The sequence below is a fragment of the Cellvibrio sp. 25HG11W-0 genome (genome assembly GCF_057815475.1).
In genome coordinates this window covers 1,164,598-1,185,136 of sequence record NZ_CM174230.1, presented here as the reverse complement: position 1 = coordinate 1,185,136, position 20,539 = coordinate 1,164,598, and the positions used below count along the sequence as shown (strand labels likewise).

The window sequence follows — 20,539 nt, the reverse complement described above, 5'->3', positions numbered from 1 at the left end:
TTAATTCATTGTCGCTAGCTACAGCTCTTATTTACCCTTAGTTGAGTGCCTTTTTACCTCGCATTATTTATAGGCCTAGTTTTCAGTCTTGTTGAAATTAGGTTATCGTGTATTTATAAGATTTTTTGTCACCAGTAAAAATAACAGCTAGCGCCCAGCACCAAAAAATGAATTTAGGTGCCACCCAGAGATTATCATCCGATGAATCCAAGCAAATAACAATCATTCATAGGTAAAAACACTCAGGATTCTACGCCAATAACTCACCTTGGCTATTGCCTCTTTACCCAACTTGATAAAAATTTAGGCAGGTTTCACCAAAAATAGCGCGCACGTCTTGATGGCTAAGAGTGTGATTACCACTCAACACCGCTAGCGATGCGCTCAACCAAGCCTCATAGCTCGCAAAAGCAGTGTTGGCGGCCAAGTGCACTACCGGCCAATCACTGCCCCACATCAAGCGCTCAGCGCCGAAAACACGGTACAAATATGTGATGTAAGGCGTTAAGTCTGCCTCAGCTTGATGTGCCGCCGCCTCAGTTATCAACCCTGACAGCTTGCAATAGACTTGCGGCAAACCTGCCAAACGCACCATCTCCTGCTGCCATTGGGCAAACTGCTGCGCAGATTGAGCCGCTATATTTGGTTTAGCACCATGGTCTATGACTATCCGCAAGTTGGGGTAGCGCTGCGCAAATGCATATAGCGCAGGGAGATGACGCGCCGTGACCAGCGCATCAAAACACAAGCCATGCTCCACCATGGCGGATATAGCTGGCGCCAGATCATCACCCAGCATCCAGTTGCTGTCGGGGATGGCCTGCAACATAGGGCGTAAGCCACGCAACTTAGGTTGCAGCGCCAACTGAGCAATACGTGCTGGAGCTGTCTCAGCGATCAAATCCACCCAACCGACTACCGCTTTTACAAAATCAGTTTGCGCTGCAATAGCCAGCAAATAATCCGTATCCCTATCACTTTCTTGCGACTGGACGAGCACAGAACCCATCACACCCGCAGCACGCGCGAGGGGAACAAACTCGTCTAGCGCAGCATCGCGATAAATAGGAACCAAGTCGGCGGTAGGCCAAACACAGTCGTTACGACCTAATTGCCAGCAATGATGGTGCGCATCTATCACGAAGAGGCAGCCTCTTCGCTCTTGGTAGCGAGCGTTGCTTGCACTCCCAGCTGTGCTGCGGCAACTTGGGCCTTATCGCGCACGCGTGCGTAGGCTGCAATCACCACAAAGCACAGCAGTGGCACCAGTACCGCACTATGGATTGAGCTCACATCAGACACCCAGCCCATCAGCGCAGTTAATACCGCGCCGCCTATAATCGCCATAACTAATAAGGAGGAACCCGCTTTTGCCTGACCGCCCAAATCTTTCAACGCCAGAGCAAAAATAGTGGGGAACATTAAGGACATAAAGAAACTGGTGGCGACCAAGGCCAAGAGACCCATGTAACTAGGCACAAACGCGGCATAGGCACAGAGCCCTATGTTCGCAAGGGCATAGACCCACATAAGCCACGCGGCGCGCACCCGACTCATCAGCGCGGTGGCGACAAAGCGCCCCAACATAAAAATCACCAAGGCTGCCATTAAATAGTTAGCTAGGATCTTTTCGCCCGTACCGGGTACAGCCTCTTGCCCATAGCGAATCATGAAACTCCACAGGCAAACCTGCGCGCCCACATAAAAAAACTGCGCTGTGACACCGAACATAAAACGACCATTGCGCAGCAGGGATTTGTAATCAGCCCAGCTCGCCTGCTCTTCTGCAGAAGAAGCCTGAGTCGCCAAGGCAGGAAAGCGCACGCAATAAACCAGCAGCGCCCATAACAATACCAATGCGCCCACGGCCAGATAAGGCCCCTGAACTGTTTGGGATTCAAGCTGATAAAAATGCTCCAGCTCGGTTGCGGTCATAGCCGCCAGCTCTGCGGCGGTTGGCTCATGGCCCGATAGAATAAATTCGCGCCCGATAAAAATGCCGGCGATGCACCCAAACGGGTTAAAGGATTGCGCAAAGTTCAAGCGTCGCTCAGCGCCCGCCGGGTCGCCCATCGCCACAATCAAGGGATTGGCTGAGGTTTCCAAAAAGGCGAGGCCACTGGCGATAATAAATAAAGCCCCTAAAAACAAACTGTACTCACGCGCTTCAGCCGCGGGATAAAACATGAAGGCGCCCAGCGCATAGAGCAACAACCCGAACACCACCGCCGCCTTGTAACCAAAACGCTTCATCCACAAAGCTGCAGGAATAGAAAAGACAAAGTAACCCGTATAAAACGCAGACTGCACTAAACCCGCCTTTAAGTCAGACAGGGTAAAAACCTTTTTAAACTGGGTGATCAAAATATCATTGAGGTTATTGGCCATGCCCCAGAGAAAGAAGAGGCTGATAATCAGAACAAGCGGCGCGAGCGCGCCGACGGGCTTAGGGTTAGAATTCATTGTAACTCCATGGACACAGCATTAAGACTGAGCTCTGTTTTTCATTATTAGGATGGAGAATCATTGCGCTGAGCGCGTAAGTTATGCAGAACCGCACACATCCCTCACCGATAGTCACAAATAATACTGGCCTTGAATACAGACTAGCACCTCGCTCAATCTACAGCGCAAAACTTCACTTGTAAAATATAGTTTATCCATAAAAGATGCTAGCATGGAGTCAGATAAACTATAACGCACCACAACAACCCCATTCGCTGAGCATAAATCACCATGATTCTCGCCAATATCGACGACTATCGCTTACTCGCACACAAACGCTTACCGCACTTTTTATTCGAATATATTGATGGGGGCGCCTTCAGCGAAACCACCCTGCGCAACAACCAGTTGGACATGCAGAAGATAGCGCTGCGCCAGCGGGTCCTGCGCGACATATCTCAAGTATCGACCAAAACCCATCTTTTTGGCCAAGACATGGCACTCCCCCTCGGTCTTTCACCCGTTGGCATCGCAGGCCTTAATGCACGCCGCGGTGAAGTACAAGCCGCGCAGGCTGCCGAAGAGGCTGGCGTTCCCTTTTGCTTATCGACTGTTTCTGCCTGCGCCATTGATGAGGTACGCGCGGGCGTCACTCAGCCTATTTGGTTTCAGTTGTACATGATGCGCGACCGCGGCTTCCTGCGCGAAGTACTCGCGCGCGCCAAAGCGGCGGGCACCACCACGCTCCTATTCACCGTTGACATGCCCGTGCCCGCCACCCGCTATCGCGATATGCGCTCAGGGCTTTCCGGCGGCAGCCTCTGGCAACGCAAATTGACCCGTATGGCACAAGTCATCACAAAACCTCATTGGGCGTGGGATGTAGGCCTTTTAGGCCGCCCGCACAGCCTTGGTAACATAGAACCCATCTTGGGCGACAAAGCGGGTATCGATGAGTTCTGGACCTGGCTGAGCAATAACTTTGATCCTACCGTCACCTGGAAAGATATAGACGCTATTCGCGCCGAATGGGATGGGCACTTCATTATCAAAGGGATTTTGGATGCGGAAGATGCGCGCCAAGCAGTCACCATCGGCTGCGATGGCCTCATAGTCTCCAACCACGGTGGTCGTCAGCTCGACGGTGCCCTCTCATCAATCAAAGCCTTGCCCCGCATTGCCGACGCCATAGGCGATGATCTCAGTCTTATTCTCGACTCGGGTGTACGCACAGGTGTAGACATAGTGCGCGCCTTGGCGCTGGGCGCAAAAATGGTGATGATTGGGCGCCCCTGGGTTTATGCCCTAGCCGCGCGCCAAAAGTGCGGAGTGAAGGAAATATTGGACATTTTTGCGAAAGAACTGCGGGTAGCCATGGCCTTATCGGGTTGCAACAAAATCGAGGACATTAATATGCAGACGCTTGAGCGCTAAACTGGCCGAAAAAACGAGAGATAAAATGTAAAAAGCGCGCGATTAATTACAGTAAATTAATCGCGCGCTGCTAATGAATTGCTGTGTTGGCGAGCTTATAGCTATAACACTACGCCAATACCAAAAATTAATGTGCAGCAGCAACTACAGCTTTCAACATAACATTTGTTGCGGCTTCATCAACTATAGCTGGAAGCTCATGGGGAGCCCCAGCAGCATCACCTAAGGTTTTAATATCAAGCCATAATTCGGGGCGATCAACTGGTGTTTCCTTCGGTAAGGTAGGGTTACTTAAATCAAAGACCAAACGATTACTAAGATTTGCTTTATCCAATACATCTTTCACCATAGGGTCGTTTAAAAATATTTGATCGAAGCTACCATCGGCTATAGCGATGTTTAAGCCTTGCTCCAAATCACGCGCCAAGGCTTTATTTTGTTTACTCACAAACAAATAAAATGGCATGCGATAAACCAACATAATGTGTTTTTCAACCGACAACGACAGCGTTGGGTGACTTACCAACTCCTGCCAAGGCTCCTGCACACCGCGCGGAAATGCATCAAAACGCCCGCCATCAACCATATAAAATAAGCTTTGATATTTATTGGCCTTAACCACTTTTAAGCCATTTTTTGCCAAAATAGCGGCATCCGCCCAAGTGTTTCCCTGGCCGAAACTAAAGGACTTAAGATCATTGAAATTTTTTACTTGCTCAAAGCGACGTTGCGAGGCGGGATTAATAATAAAAATACGATGACCGAGCAAACCTTTGTAGAGCGGAATGCGAATAGGCAGCAGAACATCTTCAGTCTCTTGATTGGTTGCCGCCCAAAGTAGATCAGATTTACCCGACGCCACGTCATCAATATTGCGCGCTTGTGTCACCTCAGCGAGATCACTGACAATTTTGTACTTGGTGTCAATCTTACTCAGCGCTAACTTAACCATCGCCATGGCATAGCGGCCATTGCCATCGGTAGCTTCATTCACTCTAATTACGCCCTCTGCCGCCTGAACACCGAGGCTCGCACTCAGTATGGCAACAAAGATCCAACATTCGATTTGAGTTTTAATACTAGGCTTCATATCACACCTGCATTTGTCTCTAATGCGTAAGGTGAATCACGCATCACAAGACGAAATAGTTGCTGTTTAATGTTCGCCTTAACTTTCACCTTCCTGCAATCAGTATAGCAGTTGAATTATGCGCCAAAAACATAACTAATCATTCTTTACATCACCACAGCCTTAATCGCCAAAAACATGACACACATAAGCCACCCCTCCAGCAAGTGACTCGCCAAGTCAAAGAAACAAAGAAACAAAGAAACAAAGAAACAAAGAAACACCGCAGGCATTACACCTTCATATGGTGAGAATAAATCTATAAGTCTTTGCGCCATATAAAAACAAAAAAAGCCCCTTGGAATCGCTTCACAAGGGGCTCATAGCTCGCAAGATTAGTTGCGTGTCACGCTCAACTCGTCGCCCTTATACTGCAGGGTCTGCACATTTTTGGTATCAAAGTTTGCTGCATCTTTATCCGCGCCGCTGATAAAGCGCACACTAATGCTTCGCTCCTGCGCCATCGCAGGGAAACTACCGATGCGGTTGCCTATAGTGACAGTGCCGCTCGTCTCGTCATAGGTAACTGGAATACGCGACCACTCGCCTTTTTCATAACCCACTGAGCGGCCATCATCTTCATAGATATCAAAATGACCATCAGCGCCCGTGTAGACATTAATTAACAGCGCTGCATTCAAGCCTTCGTCGGTAAATTGAATCGCGGGGCCCGTCGGTACAATTGAACCTGCTTTAACAAACATCGGCATTTGCGCCAAAGGAGCATCCGCTTTAATAGTTTGGCCACCCGCTAATTTTTCACCGGTGAAGAAGTTGTACCACTCAGTACCTTCAGGCAAATAAACATCGCGTGTACGCGCCTTGTCTTCGTACACAGGGTTTACCAAAAGCGCAGGGCCAAACATATACTGGCTATTAATATCCCACGCCTTACGATCATTCGGGAAGTCCATCGCCAAGCCGCGCATCATGGTGCCGTCTTTATGGAAAGTATCGCCAGCCAAAGTATAAATATAAGGCATTAAGCGATAGCGCAACTTAATGTAGGATTCCAAGGTTTTATAGGCGTCTGTACCTTCGTTAGCGAGGCTGTAAATTTCACGGAAAGGATATTGACCGTGAGCGCGAAAGAGCGGCACAAATGCACCGAACTGGAACCAGCGAATATTCAGCTCTTGCCAATCCGCCACCAACTCGGGTTTAAGATCATTTACATTGAACGCTTCGCCACCATTTTTATTACCCCAGCGATACTTGTCTTCAGGGGTAAAACCGCCAATATCGAAACTCCAATTAGGCATACCCGCCATACCAGTACCTACACCTGCAGCTATCTGCTCTTTCAAGTTCTCCCAGCGCGACGATGTATCTCCGCTCCAAATCGCAGAGCCTGTACGCTGAATCCCACCGAAACCTGACCGAGTCAAAATAAATGAACGCTTTTCCGGTGATTCTTTACGCCAACCATCATAAACCGCCGTTGCATTAGGTATTGCATAAGAATTGAAATACTCAGCACCTGAACCTATACCACCCTCACGGCTCATGATTTCTTTGCGCTTGGTGAAGGATAAATTGGAATGAATATCTGGCTCAGCCGCATCTAACCAATAGGCATCGAAACCTTTTGAATTAATTTTTTCACTGATTTGCTTCCAAAATATTTCTTGGGCTTCTTTAGGGTAGGGATCATAAAAAGCATTCAAGTAGCCCTTGCCAATCCAATCGAGATTCTCTTCTTTCAAATTTCCATTGAACATATAACCTTTAGCATTCAACTCTTTGTAGTTGTCAGTGGTCGGATAAAATTTTGGCCAAACGGAGATCATAATATTGCCGTTCATCGCATGAATTTTATCGGTCATTGCTTTTGGATCAGGGAAAAACTTGCTATTAAAGTCGTGGCTGCCCCAAGCATTTTCGGGCCAGTAGGACCAATCCAGCACTATATTGTCGATAGGAATTTTATGGTCGCGGTAATATTTGAAGGTATCTACAATTTCTGCTTGCGATTTATAGCGCTCGCGGCTTTGCCAAAAACCATAAACCCACTTAGGCAACATAACGGCTTTGCCCGTAAGGTGGCGATAACCGGCTATCACCTCGTCTTTGTTTTGACCCAACACAAAATAATAGTCAATCGCTTTACCCGTATCAGATGTTAAGGATAACTCGTGCTGCTCAGCATCTGGCATAGGCTCGAGGTGCGTCAAACGGAAATAGCCACCGCCGGGAGTCCAGTCCACTTTTATGGCTCGTTTCTCACCTGCTTTCATGGTCATATCATAGGTGTGATACCAAGGGTTCCAGTTCATGCGCCAGCGATCTAATACTTTCTCGCCATCAACAAAGAGTTTTGCGTAACCCGATGAGTACATTTTAAAGTGATGTGTACCCGCCACATCCGAGGCAATACTGCCTTCCCACTCAATGCGTAAGTTTTTAGCATCTGCAACTTCCGCGGGGAAGGGAACTTCACGCACTGAATTGTTCGCTAAAAATTGATAGTTAAGGTCAGCTTCAACGCGCGTCAGTTTCAACTCATCGCCATCGTAATAGCGCGCAGTTAAACCACCCTCTTTGCCTTCTGCATCAAATAACTGCAGGGCAGCATTGAGCGGTTGCGTTTCGCTAGGGTTACCAAAGCGTGTTACGGAATTATTATCCCAAAGTACGCCATAGTTACGGCTAGACACTACATAGGGGATTGAAATAACAAGATTGTAAGTGGTGAGCTCAACATTTTCGCCCGCGAAGTTCACCTGACCGTTTTGATGCTGCCCTAAACCAAAGAAACCCTCATCAGTACCGCGATTAAACTCCTGACGAATCGCATAAGAATTTTCTGCAGGCTGAATAGGATCAGCGGTAACAGGGTCAAAACTGCCGCGCCCTTCTTCATTCAACAACACCTTGCCCGCCGCATCGCGAAAACTAACAGTGCCGTCCAGCAAAGACACATCTGCAGACACTTGCGCTGTTTTCAAACTCAGCTTGTCACCGTGGGATTCAACGGTAAAGGGGGTATCCACAGCTGGCTGTGCAACCACTTGAATGGAGCTGGGTACCACACCAAAATCATCCCCAGGCAATGCAGTTACACGGATGATTTTTTCTGACATGACTTGCAGACGAACTTTTTTAACCTCGCCTTTCGGCAAGGTAATAATTACACCTTCTGCTGTGCGCTCAACCTGCGCTAAAGTTTGTACCTGCGCAGCAGCGGTTGTCACTGTTGATTCAGGTTCCGTAGATTTCGAACAAGCTTGCAAGAGAGTGACAGCCGCCACTCCCATAATGCATTGCTTAATTCTATTTTTTGCCATTAGCATTTTATTATCCTCACACGAGTTTTAAATTTAATGTCTTAATCTTCTACTTTTCTTAATTCGTGGTATAGCTCGCCATTTTCACTTTTAGAGTATGGGCGCGCTCCGTAAAGTTCAAACCCCAATCGGTTTGGTCACCATTCCACACGCGCTCCATGATCCACTTACTTTGCTCGAAATGACCTTCTTCTATGCGCTCTATCATGTATTTTTTATCTTTCAGCTCTGCCGACGGTTTAAATTCTACCCGCGCTTTATGGGCCGTCACCAAATATTCGTTGTCGCCTAGCTGAGCAATGAGTGCGCCACCTGCCGCAGGGTCATTACCCACTGGCGGATCTATCCAGAACATATAGCGGCCATAGGTCACCTCCACATCCCACAAACCAAGATCTTCAGTTTGCGTCAGCATTTTGGCCTTTTCTTGCGCCTCTTTTTTTGCACCTTGTGCTTGTTCTTCTGGTGTTGCTTCCGCATTCCAAATTTTTTGCTTACTGCTGGTATCAACGGGCTCCGCAAAACCCCAGCTATTATTTTCAAACAACAGTTTTGCCCAAGCGCGCATGTTCGGCGCTATGGCTCTATAGTGCTGCGCAAATTGTTCAATGGTTTGATCGTTATACACTTTTGCCCCTAAGGGGTAGTTAGTGTAATCAGTATCGTCCATACCAAAAGGCGAAAAACCAATGCCACCCTTCCCAAGGGTGGAGTAAAGATAGCGCGCATAGGGCTGATCATTACCAATCTCTGCCACAAAGAGCGCATTGTCTGGACGAGTATAAATATCTAATACTTTGGTAACGGTTTTGTGGTCGCGAAAATAAATATCTGGGGCAATTAAATCAATGGCCGGGGCCGCAGCCTTCCAAATATGCAATACATTATCTGTACCACCACCACTCGAGTACTGACCAGGCAACCCAGGATGGTAAGGATTGCGCAGCGCCACATTCACATACATGGGCAAAGGCATAATGGCTTTACCGGCTGCCGTAATTTCATTGCAATACTTTGCGATGTAATAGGCATGAAAAAACTCATCCGCATCTTTGCCGAATACCTTTTCCCAATTACCTTGAGGCAATTTAAGTGCATTCAGCAAGTCATCCGGCACAGGGGCAGTGAATCGCTGTTGCGCGGCGGGGGAAAAATCACGCACGGTGCCATAGCTACCCACTTCGTTTTCAACTTGAACCATGATGACAGTATGGTCTTTATCAACTTTTTTAAGGTGCTTAATTAATTCTACAAATGCTTTTTTATCAGCTGCAAGGGTGTTCTTACCCAGCGGCGACATAGAGTTTAAGGTGTCGCCATCTTGTTTCACTACGCGCGGAAAGCGTTTGTTATCCAACTTAACCCAAGCAGGTGCATAGTGAGGCGCATTGTTTTTCCAAGTAGCGAACCACAACAGCACTACTTTTACATCGCGCACTCGCGCTTGCTTAAGCAATACATCCACATAGGAAAAATCGAACTTTCCTTCAATCGGTTCAACCTGCTCCCAGGCCACAGGAATACTCAGTGTATTAGCGTGCATTTTTTCAACCGATGGCCACACGTCTTTTAAAGCCGCAGGGTAATTACTGGAGTTATTGCTTTGCGCTCCCAGCATTAAATAGGGTGCTCCATCTACCATGAGGGCATGCTTGCCATTTTCAGACACCAATTGCGGCAAATCGCTGCCAGCAGTCGCCCCACAAGTGATAAAAGCTGTGAAGAAAATAGCGCTTAAACTAACTTTATTAACAAAACATTGAATCAAATTACTCTTTAGAAACTTCATATAGAACCCCAAAATAAATTCTTAGCGCGTGACGTATATATATGATTTATTTTAATGGAAATTGCCTTTCGGTGCTTGCGTCTAATCGGCCATTTACTCAGGTTTACACAGTTTTTATAGCGGCATAAAAAACGAAAATGCCTTGCACCACATTCGTGATGCAAGGCTAATTCAACGTAAAGCTCAATAGCGTTAGAAGTTGGCGCGCAAGGTTAACGCATAGCGCGAGTCATTAACAAAATAGGAAGTATAATGATCACCAGCACCATTTTGTTTCATGATTGTGCGTGTTTCCGAGTTTGACAAATTATTTGCCTCAAGCGAAGCCGTAATATTGTCAGTAATTTTATAGGATATCGATGCATCCAACTGCCCATAGGCATCGTTATATACGGGTAGCTTCCAAGTAATCCCCTTATCAGTACCATTAAACCCATTAGCACCAACTGACATCAAGAACTCACTACGCCAGTTGTAAGCCATACGTGTAGACCAATCGCCTTTTTCAAACATAACAACAAAATTATATGAATCGCGCGACAAGCCTTCATACGGCATAGTGCCATAACTAGAACCGTCGGTATCTGAAGGGGCAACATCACCACTCACCTTCGTTGAACTGTCGATATAGGTATAGTTAGTTTCTATACCAAAGCCATCGAAAGGCGCAGGCAAGAAGTCAAAGAACTGCTTATAACCCAACTCAAAACCTGTAATGTCAGCAGAACCGGTGTTAACCGGACGGGTAACTGTGTACTCGTAGTCACCATAGGTTTCAAGTACAACTTGATTTCGTACAAAATCTTTTATATTTTTGCTAAAGGCATTGATGTGCGCCATACCGCCGTGCTGATTGAAGTACCACTCCAAAGTGAGATCCATTTGATTTGAAACCAGTGGTTTTAACCAAGGATTTGAGTATGAACTTGAAGTAAAGTTTACGTCATCTATTGTAGGTACTTCACCTTCAGTTAAAGTCACTCCGTCTTTCAGGCTTGCCGATAATATCTGATATGCAGCGAGTTGATTAAAGGCTGGCCTGGTCATCGCTTTACCCACAGCAAAGCGCGCAAACAAATCATCGCGCAATTTCCAACGAAGATTGAGCGAAGGCAGTACATTGGTGTATGAGTTTTGTGCCTCAATAGGCTCTGACTCAGCATTGCCATAGCCATTTAGACTCGGATAAATTAAATGTCCAGAGGCAGTAGAGTCAGTTTGCACTATACGCACACCAAAATTACCGTCTATTGGCATTTCCATATCATCAAACGCAAAGCTTGTCATGATATAGGCAGCAGCGGTATTTTCACTTTGGATGTTTTGATACTTATCTTGGGTAATATCGGTAGGTGAATAGACGTCATCACAACACAAATACACCGCATCGTCGTGCAATTGCTGATAGCTGTTAGGATAGTTTAGAGCCAAATCTAATATTGGCGCATATACACCTGACGGCTGAGCTGTCGCCCCTTTAAAGAAATTGTCAAAAGTATTCAGGTGCAATTGACTGTCATCACTTATCGTTGGCATAGCGCCGCCAGGAATTTTCCACCACTGCATCCAGGTTTGATAAATAGCGACCCAATTGTAACCAGTATCAATATTGTGCGCACTGCGATCGGTTAAGCGAACACCCGTTTTAACGGATGTAATAATCGAATCGTCAATAAGGTATTTTGCATTCAGACTAAATGCTTTTTGATCGGCATCATTGTCATCCTGATGGTCCATCGTGAAACCAAAATAGTAATTTTGGGCATTCGCAAGGAACGCTGAATCACTGGTAACATTCGGATGATTGCCCGACAGGTCAACATCGATAAAAGGAACGTTCACACCCGTTGCAACAGTTGAGTCAAGGCTATCCGTTTTCGCTTTAGTGTACTGAATATCAACATCAAACTCCCAATGATCATCCGGAGTCCACTTAACACCCAAATCATAATCTGTGGTGCTAGATGTACGTGTCGCGGCACGAATATCCGCGCCCATAGGGATGCCATCAGTCGCCGTTAAACGGCCCGATTGAAACACACCATCCGCATCATATACAGAATCCGCAGAAGGAATAACGCCATAAGGGTCATTGGATACGAAGATTGCATCTTCATCCCAGCCCATAGTGTATTTAGAATTAAATATTGTCAGATGAACTTCAGTGTCTTCATTTGGCGCCCACTGAAATGCAGCATAAGAACCCGTACGCTCGCGATTAAAATTCATAGAGCGCCAATCGGCACCACGCGGAACCCAAACAGTGCTACCTTCATGACCAGCAGCATCATCACGGGGAAAGAAAGGACGTGTAAACATACCATCCGTGCGAGTAGATAATTCTGAATAGGCCACATCGATAAGAACACCGAACTCACCTGCGTCAGTATCCCAACGATTTGAATAGAGGCCCGAGTATGATGGCTTAGTTTCTTTGATAAAATCGCCGTAATTAGCACCGACACTTAAACCTATAACTTGGCCATCAGCATCAAATGGCATGCGTGTGCGCAAATTTACTGTACCGCCAACACCACCTTCAATCATGTCAGCGGTTGGGTTTTTGTACACATCAACGCCCGCCATCAATTCTGCTGGTACATCTTCAAAGCTGAGGTTGCGGCCGCCATTGGCGGTGAAACTATCGCGACCATTTAATTCTGAGCGCACTTGCGTCATACCGCGCACCGCTACACCACTACCCTCTGCCGAGAAATGTTCTGGATCACCCAGAGACATAAAATGGTCAATGGTAATGCCCGGTACGCGCTGCAACGCTTCAGTAATACTGCGATCAGGCAGCTTACCAATATCATCGGCCACAATGGAATCGACGATGCGATCAGAGTTTTGTTTAATCAACTGCGCAGATTCAATACTCTTGCGCTGTCCCGTTACGGTAACCTCTTCCACCTGCTCTGCATTTTGCTGATCTGCAGCAAATGCCATAGGCGCCATGCTTGCTGCACCCGCCATCAAGGTTAAACCTGATGCCACGCTGATATATAGGGGTAGTTTTTTCTTCAAGAATAGAAGTTTATTATTCGTCATCATGCCTTCTCCAGTTGTAATTATGTAGTGCCCTTAAATCAATATATTTTTTTCTATTGCTATTGTTGCAATTTAAACATCGCGAAAAATCCTTATTTTTCCTCTCCTATAGTTTTTACATTTTTATAACCGCTTTTTATTTTCTTCAGCAGTACAATGCAGTTGGTAAACTCGGCCTGCGTGCAAGTCAAACTGAATAGATGTGCCATGACGCACATAAGGTATTACTGCATTTTCTTCGTCACTCAAATGTACAGAGCTACAAAAATAATCACTTTGTACTGTAATTTTTTGACTATGCTTGGCGCTGATGCTAAAGCCCACCAACTGACGTTTTTCCCAAGATAAATCAACCGTTAGCCCTGTGCGTGCGCGCAACCCACTCACAGAGCCTGTAGACCATACATCCGGTAATGCAGGCAATAAGCGCATGACTCCCGTGTGACTCTGTACGAACATTTCAGCCATGCCTGCCGTTGCGCCAAAATTACCGTCAATTTGAAAGGGTGGATGGGTATCCCAAAGATTATTGAGGGTGCTGTGCTGTAATTGTTCAGCCAGCAATTTGTGCGCACGATTTCCGTCACCCAAGCGCGCCCAGAGATTTACCTTCCACGCCTTAGACCAGCCAGTACCTCCATCGCCACGAGCATTAAGACTGACGGCTGCCGCTTTAAATAATGCAGGTGTTTTTTGTTCATCAATGTCGCGCCCTGGGTGCAAAGCAAATAACTGAGAGATATGACGGTGCTCATTGCTGGCGTCATCTACATCTTCCTTCCACTCTTGAAGCTGACCCCACTTTCCTATGCGCAAACCTTTATCTAATCCAACTAACTTTTCTTGCACAATGGTTGCAAATTTTTTATCACCCAGCAGCTCTGCAGCTTCTAAGGTGTTGCGCAGCAAATCAAACACTATCTGCTGTGACATGGCCGCGCCAGCGGTAAATCCGCCCTGCTCGGGGGAAAAGCTCGGCGTCACGACCCATTGATTATCGCGAGGGTCACGCATCAGAAAATCCAACCAAAATTGCGCAGCCTCTTTCATCACAGGGTAAGCACGCTTAGCTAAAAATTCTTTATCACCCGAGAACAAGTAATGCTCGTAATAGTGTTGAGCCATCCAAGCGCCCGCTTCTGGCTGCCAAAAAGCGGTCGGCCAATCAATTACGCCGGTAAAACCCCAAATATTGGTATTAAGGAAGAGCGTCCAGCCATTAGCGCCAGTAATTTTTTGTGCAGAGATTTTGCCCGGCTTAACCAAGCTGTCGATAAAATTAAATAGCGGAGCCGTTGTCTCGGCCAAATTGGTTGTTTCCGCCAACCAATAATTCATTTGTAAATTAATATTTACGTGATAGTCCGCATTCCATGGCGGAGTTGTTGAGTTGTTCCATACACCCTGCAAGTTAGCGGGTAAAGAACCCGAACGCGAAGAGGCTATTAATAGATAACGGCCAAATTGAAAATAGGTTGCCTCTAGAGTACGTCGCTCTAAATTCTGATTTTTTACTGAAATTTTATTCACGTCGAGTGACACGGGCTTATGTTTATAGGCAAGCAAAAGCTCACTCGTCGTTTTTGTAGATGACTGCTGCCCAAGATTTAATACAACGCGATTAAACAGCGCACTGTAATCGGAGATATGTGCCGCAAGTAATTTCCCCCAGGATTGATGCTGTGCTTGCTTCACACGAGCACTGAGTTCAGCGTGCGGGTTACGACCGCGATAGCGAGGATAATTCTGCGAATAATCTGTAGCGGCGCCCAATAAAAGAACGACTGAATCAGCACCTTTTACCAGTAGCTGCCGCCCCTCAAAACTGGAGACCTTGCCACCTTGTGCGTCAATTTGCAGCTGTGCTTCATAGCGCAAGTTGTTGTCTTTAAGCTCTCCACTAAGCGTAAGGCGATTTGCTTTAATATGATTTTTTTGCGTGCGATTATCAGGTGCAACCAGATCAGCACTAAAACTTATACGTCCAGGCTTATCTGCACTTAACTTGACAACAATAAGGCCTGCTGGATAGCTAGCAAAGTATTCACGTTTGTAACTGACGCCTGCCAAGCGATAAGTTACCGTGACCAAGGCATTATCTAGCGACAGCTCACGTCGATAATCAGTTATATCCCCGTGGTGATCACCCATGGTCAAAACAAGATCACCAAAGGTTTGGTAGTCGCCATAACCCTTAATTTTATGACCTAGCAGCTCAGCGGCGGCCTCAGGCGAAATCGAACCTTGCTCAGCGATTAACTGCCGCGCCTTAGTTAATGACGCAGATCTATCTTGATCAGGAAGCCCAAAGTCATAGCCCTGCTTTGCACCAGGCCCACCAGTCCACAAACTCTTCTCATTAAATTGCAATAGGTCACGCTGAGGGTCGCCACTCACAACCGCCCCCATAGCACCATTACCTATAGGTAAGCCCTCGGCCTCCCAGGATGCAGCGGGGTGATCAAACCAAACACTGAGCGGCTGCTTGTCTCCTGCTAAAGCAGCTTCACTACCCATAGCCGCCATTAAAATCACAGCAACATATCGAGTAAAAGCAGGCAAGCGCGCCCAAAATCGACACCTTGAGATAAATTCGGCTATAGACAACACGTTTATAACTCTCACTTTTTATGGCATCAGATGAGAACCAAAAATTTAATATGGTATATCTGACAATTAGCGGAAATCCTAAGGCAATATTTTTATCTGTGCAAGCGTTATCACCTATGACCACAAAATAGGAGCCAAAATTGATACAGAAAGAAACACAATCGAGTCGCTTAAACACTCTGGCTGCAACCTCCATTGCAGCCTTTTAACATTTACACTCAGCTCACTACTCCCACCCAAAGCACAGAGGCCACAAAATGCGAATAGGCTGATATCAATCTCACTTGTGCAGGCTTTGAGCTTAGATGGCGTAGCTTTTGCTGTAACACCCACATAACCCCAAATTAAAGGCCTACTAACGCCTGAACCCACCAAGCAATTGGATTTTGACGCCGTGGAGTGATATTCGTATGGTACAAAGCACCATTAACACACAGGGATTCGAGCAAAGTGCACCATTGCACAGCAAAAATACTGCACAGTTTGCGCACTTCTGTAACCTTTATCAGGAAAGGCTAGATGCCCTGACACTAATTAAACAGCTAATCCAAATGATTAAAGCTGTACAGCGTCATCGCGGTATGAGCATGGGTATGCTTGGCGGTAACCAACTATTTCGCACCGAGCTGAAGCAATTACAAACCCAACTGGAACGACGCCTTTATCTATTGCAGGCATTTGCGGCGCGCGGAGACCATTTGCTGAGTGAGCGCGATCAAGAAAACCTTAACCATGCGTGGATAACAATTAGCCACGACTGGCAAGAAGATAGTGTGATAGACAACTATGAACTGCACTGCCATCTCATCGAGCAATTGCTGTCCATGGTGGCTGCCCTCGGCAAACATATAGAACAGCCAACATCCAGCCTAATGCCGGAGCATAACGAGCCCAAAATTATCAATGCCGATGGTGCACACTTCCCTAATCGTTTTAAGTATTTGGAAGTTTTGCACTTTGCTACGCGCTTAATGCCCTCTGTTGCTGAGCAAATTGGCCGAATCAGAGCACTCGCGACCTATGCCGCCGCTATAGGCCGGAGCGATAGTGATTTCAATAGTAAGCTACGTTATGTCATTCAATGCACACGGGTAAACAATGAAAAGCTCCGCCATCAAACCAAACGACTGGAGGGGCTACTGACGCAAGACCTTAGCTTGCTACATCAACTTAAGAGCTATGAAATCAAGCTGGACTTTTTGTTAAATATGGTCGAAAGCGACGTCGCCAGCAAAGAGGAAGTACACGCAGACAGTAATCGCCTGTTTAATTTGGCGACCGATGTTATTGATGTGTATCTCAAGGTAGTTGAAGAGGGGGTTGATTTACTTGCTCTCTGGCACGAGCAAGACATTGAAGTTTGGATTCAGACTCAATGACATTACAGAGTGCACGTGCAGCCAATCACGTTCACTCTGATTTAATGGGGGCGAAAAAAGCTTTAGCCTCCCCGCGCAACAACAGAGCGTTAGTGAAAATCAAAATGCGATAGACTTAAAAAAACAGGGCTTACTAAACACATGGAAAAATGAGGTGGCCGTGCAAAATTTGAAGAGCATGGTCAAAAGCCGTAGCTAGCAGATTGTTAAATAACTATCTGCGTTGTCGCTGCATCGCAAACGTTTTCAACAGCCTGCTAGCGAGCCTCCCCCAAATGGGCAATTAGGGCGTTAATATTTTCTACAGCATCAACTGAAGCATCAATAATAGTAAACCCAGTCCAAAACTTACCGCTTAAGTCTGCGTCCCGCGCCCACAAACAGTCCACACCAATTTGAATTACACTAGGCGCTCGCTGCATGGACTCGGGCAAATGTAAATCCAGCGTGTATAGTCGATCCTCCTCTAACGCCAAGTCTCCTACAACCATCAAACCTTGCGCGTGAATATTAACCAAACGGCCAAGATAGAGATCGCGCAAACTATCGTAGACATCAATATCGCCACCAATATTGACGCGCTCTAACTCACGATCATGTTCACGACTGCAGGAATGGGTCATTATGAAGTCCCCGTTTTGAGATGTTCCGAACGTTCGCTGAGTGTGTGATAAATATTTTCTAAGGCGCGCTCAAAGAAGGGTTTAGTACTGCCAGCAATAATGCGCGCACGCCCTGCTAACATATCTCGCGCTAACTGCACGCCGCCCGCCAAGGATACTTTGCGGCCCTGTTGGTCGACCAACATATAGTGCTGCGTCTTTTTGTTATACCAGGCTACTTTTAAGCGTTTGCCACCATCAAACTCAAACCAAGTACCAAATTCCACCATCTTTAAACTATCGACAATTTTGGCTTCCTCTGCAGTAACGGGTTGCGCTTCAGCTGCTGATGTACCCGCCTTCTCTGCCGCCATAGTCTCAAGCTTAGTACGCATAGGTTCAGGCGCAGCCTCCACTTTACGGCTTTGTAATGCCATACGCTGCAGCGATATCACTGCATCCAAGAGTTTGCGCCCTTTGGCTTGTTCATAGCCAATAGTCTCGAAACCACGCTCAAGAGCAGCCAATAGCTGCCCTTGCAACTCCATCAATAAACTTTTATCGGCATTGGTAGCCTTGGGCTCCAACGACCAGAGCAATTTATCAATGACATCTAAGGCAGACCTCCAACTGTCAGACTTCTCGCCGTAACGCAAAATCACGAACGACAAATAATCAGACCAAGGCTGCAAGAGCAACAACAGAATTGCAGATGGCATTTCACGATTATCAGTTCTACTGCGCACCTCAGTATTCACCTGGATCTTGGCTTCGCGCAGTTTTTCCTCACCCTGCGCTTTCTCTAAAGCTCTACGCTCCATTAGCTCCTGACGGCGCGCGACATTATGGGTATAGGCATTAAACTCAATAAGCAGCTCGGCAAAAAGACGCACATCATTTTTAAACTCTTGCAGCAGTCGAAAAACCGTCGTTTTGATTTTTACAAAAATATCGTATTGATCGCTGCCATCGTTGCCAACCCAGCGCACACCAGCTTCCGCCAAACTGTTTAATAAAACTCGCGCGGGATGCTCAGGTTGCTCGAAAAAGTTTTTATCAATAAAGGCAATTTTCAAAAAAGGTGTATGCAGATAACTGAGTAAAGCCTTAACAGAATCAGGCAAATGATCGTCAGAGAGCATGTACTCAAACAGCATGCCCACCAAATCGATGGTCTGCATATCACCTGGCTCTACCGCACCATCTTTTGATTCACTGGCAATTTGCTCCATCATTTGACGATTCACGTCTGCAACAGTTTGTGGTACTAGCTGCACAGTGCCCGTTTGATGACCAGCCAAGGCCTGCTGAGTTGAACCTAGTGCGCGCTCTTGCATTTGCTCCAAAACCCCTACCAACTGGCTTTGGGAATAAACGGCTAATGGCTGCCCAGCAGCTGGAGCAGACGAGCCTACAGCAGACATTGCTGCTTGCTGTAACACAGGCGCTTTTGCTGTGCCAGCGGTGGCCACAGACTGCAAATATTGGGTCGCAGGTAATGCAGGCAACTGCGTGGTGACATGTGTCTGCAACAGGCGAATAGCACCTAGGAGACTATTTTGATATTGAATATCATTAGGATTAAGCGCCCCACTGAGCAGACGATCGCTGGCTCGGCGCTGAAACTGCTGTTGTGCGGCTTCAGCCTCGGCCTCGGTTTCTTCCGGCGGTGGTGCCACTTGGTCCAACGGATCTTGTTCTGCAACAGACGCCGCGCGCGCCGCACCTTTGCTCTTATCCCCTTCATTCCCCGGAACAAAGCGTAAATTCGGCAAAAGATTTTGGCGGACAAGATAATCATTTACATCAGCGTAGAGACTCTCTAGCTGACCAATTACATCCTGATCAAAAATTTTGTAGCCGACAATTTTGGTTTTAACATCAACTTCGATACTGCTAAGCACCTTGCGTAGCGCTTCACAAAACTGCACAGGACTGAGCGGATTCCCCGGCTCATCTATTTTCTCACCATTATTCAATAGCGCTAATCGCTGCTGTAAGCCCCACAGGGGTTCAGCAAAAAAGTTATCTGCTCTATGGGTAATGGAAGTTATGGCAATGGTTTCTTCAAGATCTGAGTGTTCCACCAGCGAAAGTATGTCGCCGCTAAAACGCTCCTCACCCGTAAGCGTATTAAGGGTTTTATTTTTAAACTTCACAAAGCCATTAGCCAGGTGCTGAGCAAACTCTTGCTCAGCAGCCTCCCGTACTGCAACCAAGAGGTTTTGCGTTTCAAACAGCGCAACCTGATCTTTATTAGACTTGGCAGCCTCGGCCACCTCAAGTATCTGCTTACACCACTGACGCCAAAAATTAGCGAAAGCATGACTGACAAAGCCACGCGTTATGTCGCGGCACTGCTTGAGGTGCTGAATAATCAGTTGTTCTGACATAGCTACACCAGCGTAATGCGAATGCTTATTGCCATCGCTGCCTGGTAAATCTGTTTTTTGCATAGTGATTCCATGCTTATCCATGATACTCAATGTTCCTTAGCTCGACCCTAATAAGCCTGAAAGTCGGTGCTAGCGAATACAGACAAAATTTCTATTTTAATAATAGACTTAGACTTCAATCTTAACAGTTTACTTGATATCTTCCAGTCAACAAGAAAGCAACCTACTCTGACTTATTAATTTAGCACTAAGACAGAGGATAACCTGTATTGGTTAGAATGTGTACGCATCCTGAGTAACGTCTTCCCATTGTGCATAGAATATTTAAGCGTCAAACAACGCATAGGCTTAGGATATACCATTCGTCGCTTAAAACATCAAAACAAAATCGCACCAAAATACAGCAATACCTATAAG

11 protein-coding genes are annotated in these 20,539 nt (G+C 46.5%); 2 read left to right on the top strand and 9 right to left on the bottom strand.

Annotated features, from left to right (window positions below; genetic code table 11):
* Window positions 1-283: 283 nt before the first annotated feature.
* Window positions 284-1,141 (bottom strand): amidohydrolase family protein, encoded by an 858-nt coding sequence (locus AC0KUT_RS04905; protein WP_488833993.1) that lies wholly within the window; start codon window positions 1,139-1,141, stop codon window positions 284-286.
* On the bottom strand, window positions 1,138-2,463 hold the full coding sequence (fucP, locus tag AC0KUT_RS04900; protein ID WP_488833991.1) for an L-fucose:H+ symporter permease: 1,326 nt from the start codon (window positions 2,461-2,463) through the stop codon (window positions 1,138-1,140). Before fucP ends, AC0KUT_RS04905 begins: the two co-directional genes overlap by 4 nt.
* A 273-nt stretch (window positions 2,464-2,736) precedes the next feature.
* On the opposite strand from fucP, the gene AC0KUT_RS04895 reads away from it, so the two are divergent.
* Complete coding sequence (locus AC0KUT_RS04895) at window positions 2,737-3,879, top strand: L-lactate dehydrogenase (RefSeq protein ID WP_488833989.1); 1,143 nt, start codon at window positions 2,737-2,739, stop codon at window positions 3,877-3,879.
* 127 nt (window positions 3,880-4,006) lie between these two features.
* Here AC0KUT_RS04895 and AC0KUT_RS04890 read toward each other — a convergent pair whose 3' ends face one another.
* From AC0KUT_RS04890 to AC0KUT_RS04870, 5 genes are all read right to left on the bottom strand, one after another.
* Window positions 4,007-4,969 (bottom strand): diguanylate cyclase, encoded by a 963-nt coding sequence (locus AC0KUT_RS04890; RefSeq protein WP_488833987.1) that lies wholly within the window; start codon window positions 4,967-4,969, stop codon window positions 4,007-4,009.
* A gap of 374 nt (window positions 4,970-5,343) precedes the next feature.
* On the bottom strand, window positions 5,344-8,301 hold the full coding sequence (locus AC0KUT_RS04885) for a TIM-barrel domain-containing protein (protein WP_488833985.1): 2,958 nt from the start codon (window positions 8,299-8,301) through the stop codon (window positions 5,344-5,346).
* A 52-nt stretch (window positions 8,302-8,353) separates the two neighbouring features.
* Window positions 8,354-10,084 (bottom strand): DUF5597 domain-containing protein, encoded by a 1,731-nt coding sequence (locus AC0KUT_RS04880; RefSeq protein ID WP_488833983.1) that lies wholly within the window; start codon window positions 10,082-10,084, stop codon window positions 8,354-8,356.
* A gap of 192 nt (window positions 10,085-10,276) precedes the next feature.
* Window positions 10,277-13,138, bottom strand: coding sequence for a TonB-dependent receptor (locus AC0KUT_RS04875; RefSeq protein ID WP_488833981.1), 2,862 nt, complete (start codon window positions 13,136-13,138; stop codon window positions 10,277-10,279).
* 120 nt (window positions 13,139-13,258) lie between these two features.
* A complete protein-coding gene (locus AC0KUT_RS04870) occupies window positions 13,259-15,661 on the bottom strand; it encodes a glycoside hydrolase family 95 protein (RefSeq protein WP_488835648.1) in 2,403 nt (800 codons plus the stop codon).
* A 635-nt stretch (window positions 15,662-16,296) separates the two neighbouring features.
* On the opposite strand from AC0KUT_RS04870, the gene AC0KUT_RS04865 reads away from it, so the two are divergent.
* A complete protein-coding gene (locus AC0KUT_RS04865) occupies window positions 16,297-17,124 on the top strand; it encodes a hypothetical protein (protein WP_488833980.1) in 828 nt (275 codons plus the stop codon).
* Between the two features lie 257 nt (window positions 17,125-17,381).
* On the opposite strand, the gene AC0KUT_RS04860 is transcribed toward AC0KUT_RS04865, so the two are convergent.
* Complete coding sequence (locus tag AC0KUT_RS04860; RefSeq protein ID WP_488833979.1) at window positions 17,382-17,747, bottom strand: PilZ domain-containing protein; 366 nt, start codon at window positions 17,745-17,747, stop codon at window positions 17,382-17,384.
* Entirely contained in the window at window positions 17,747-20,203 is a 2,457-nt protein-coding gene (locus tag AC0KUT_RS04855; RefSeq protein ID WP_488833977.1) for a DUF1631 family protein, read from the bottom strand. Before AC0KUT_RS04855 ends, AC0KUT_RS04860 begins: the two co-directional genes overlap by 1 nt.
* Window positions 20,204-20,539 lie beyond the last annotated feature (336 nt).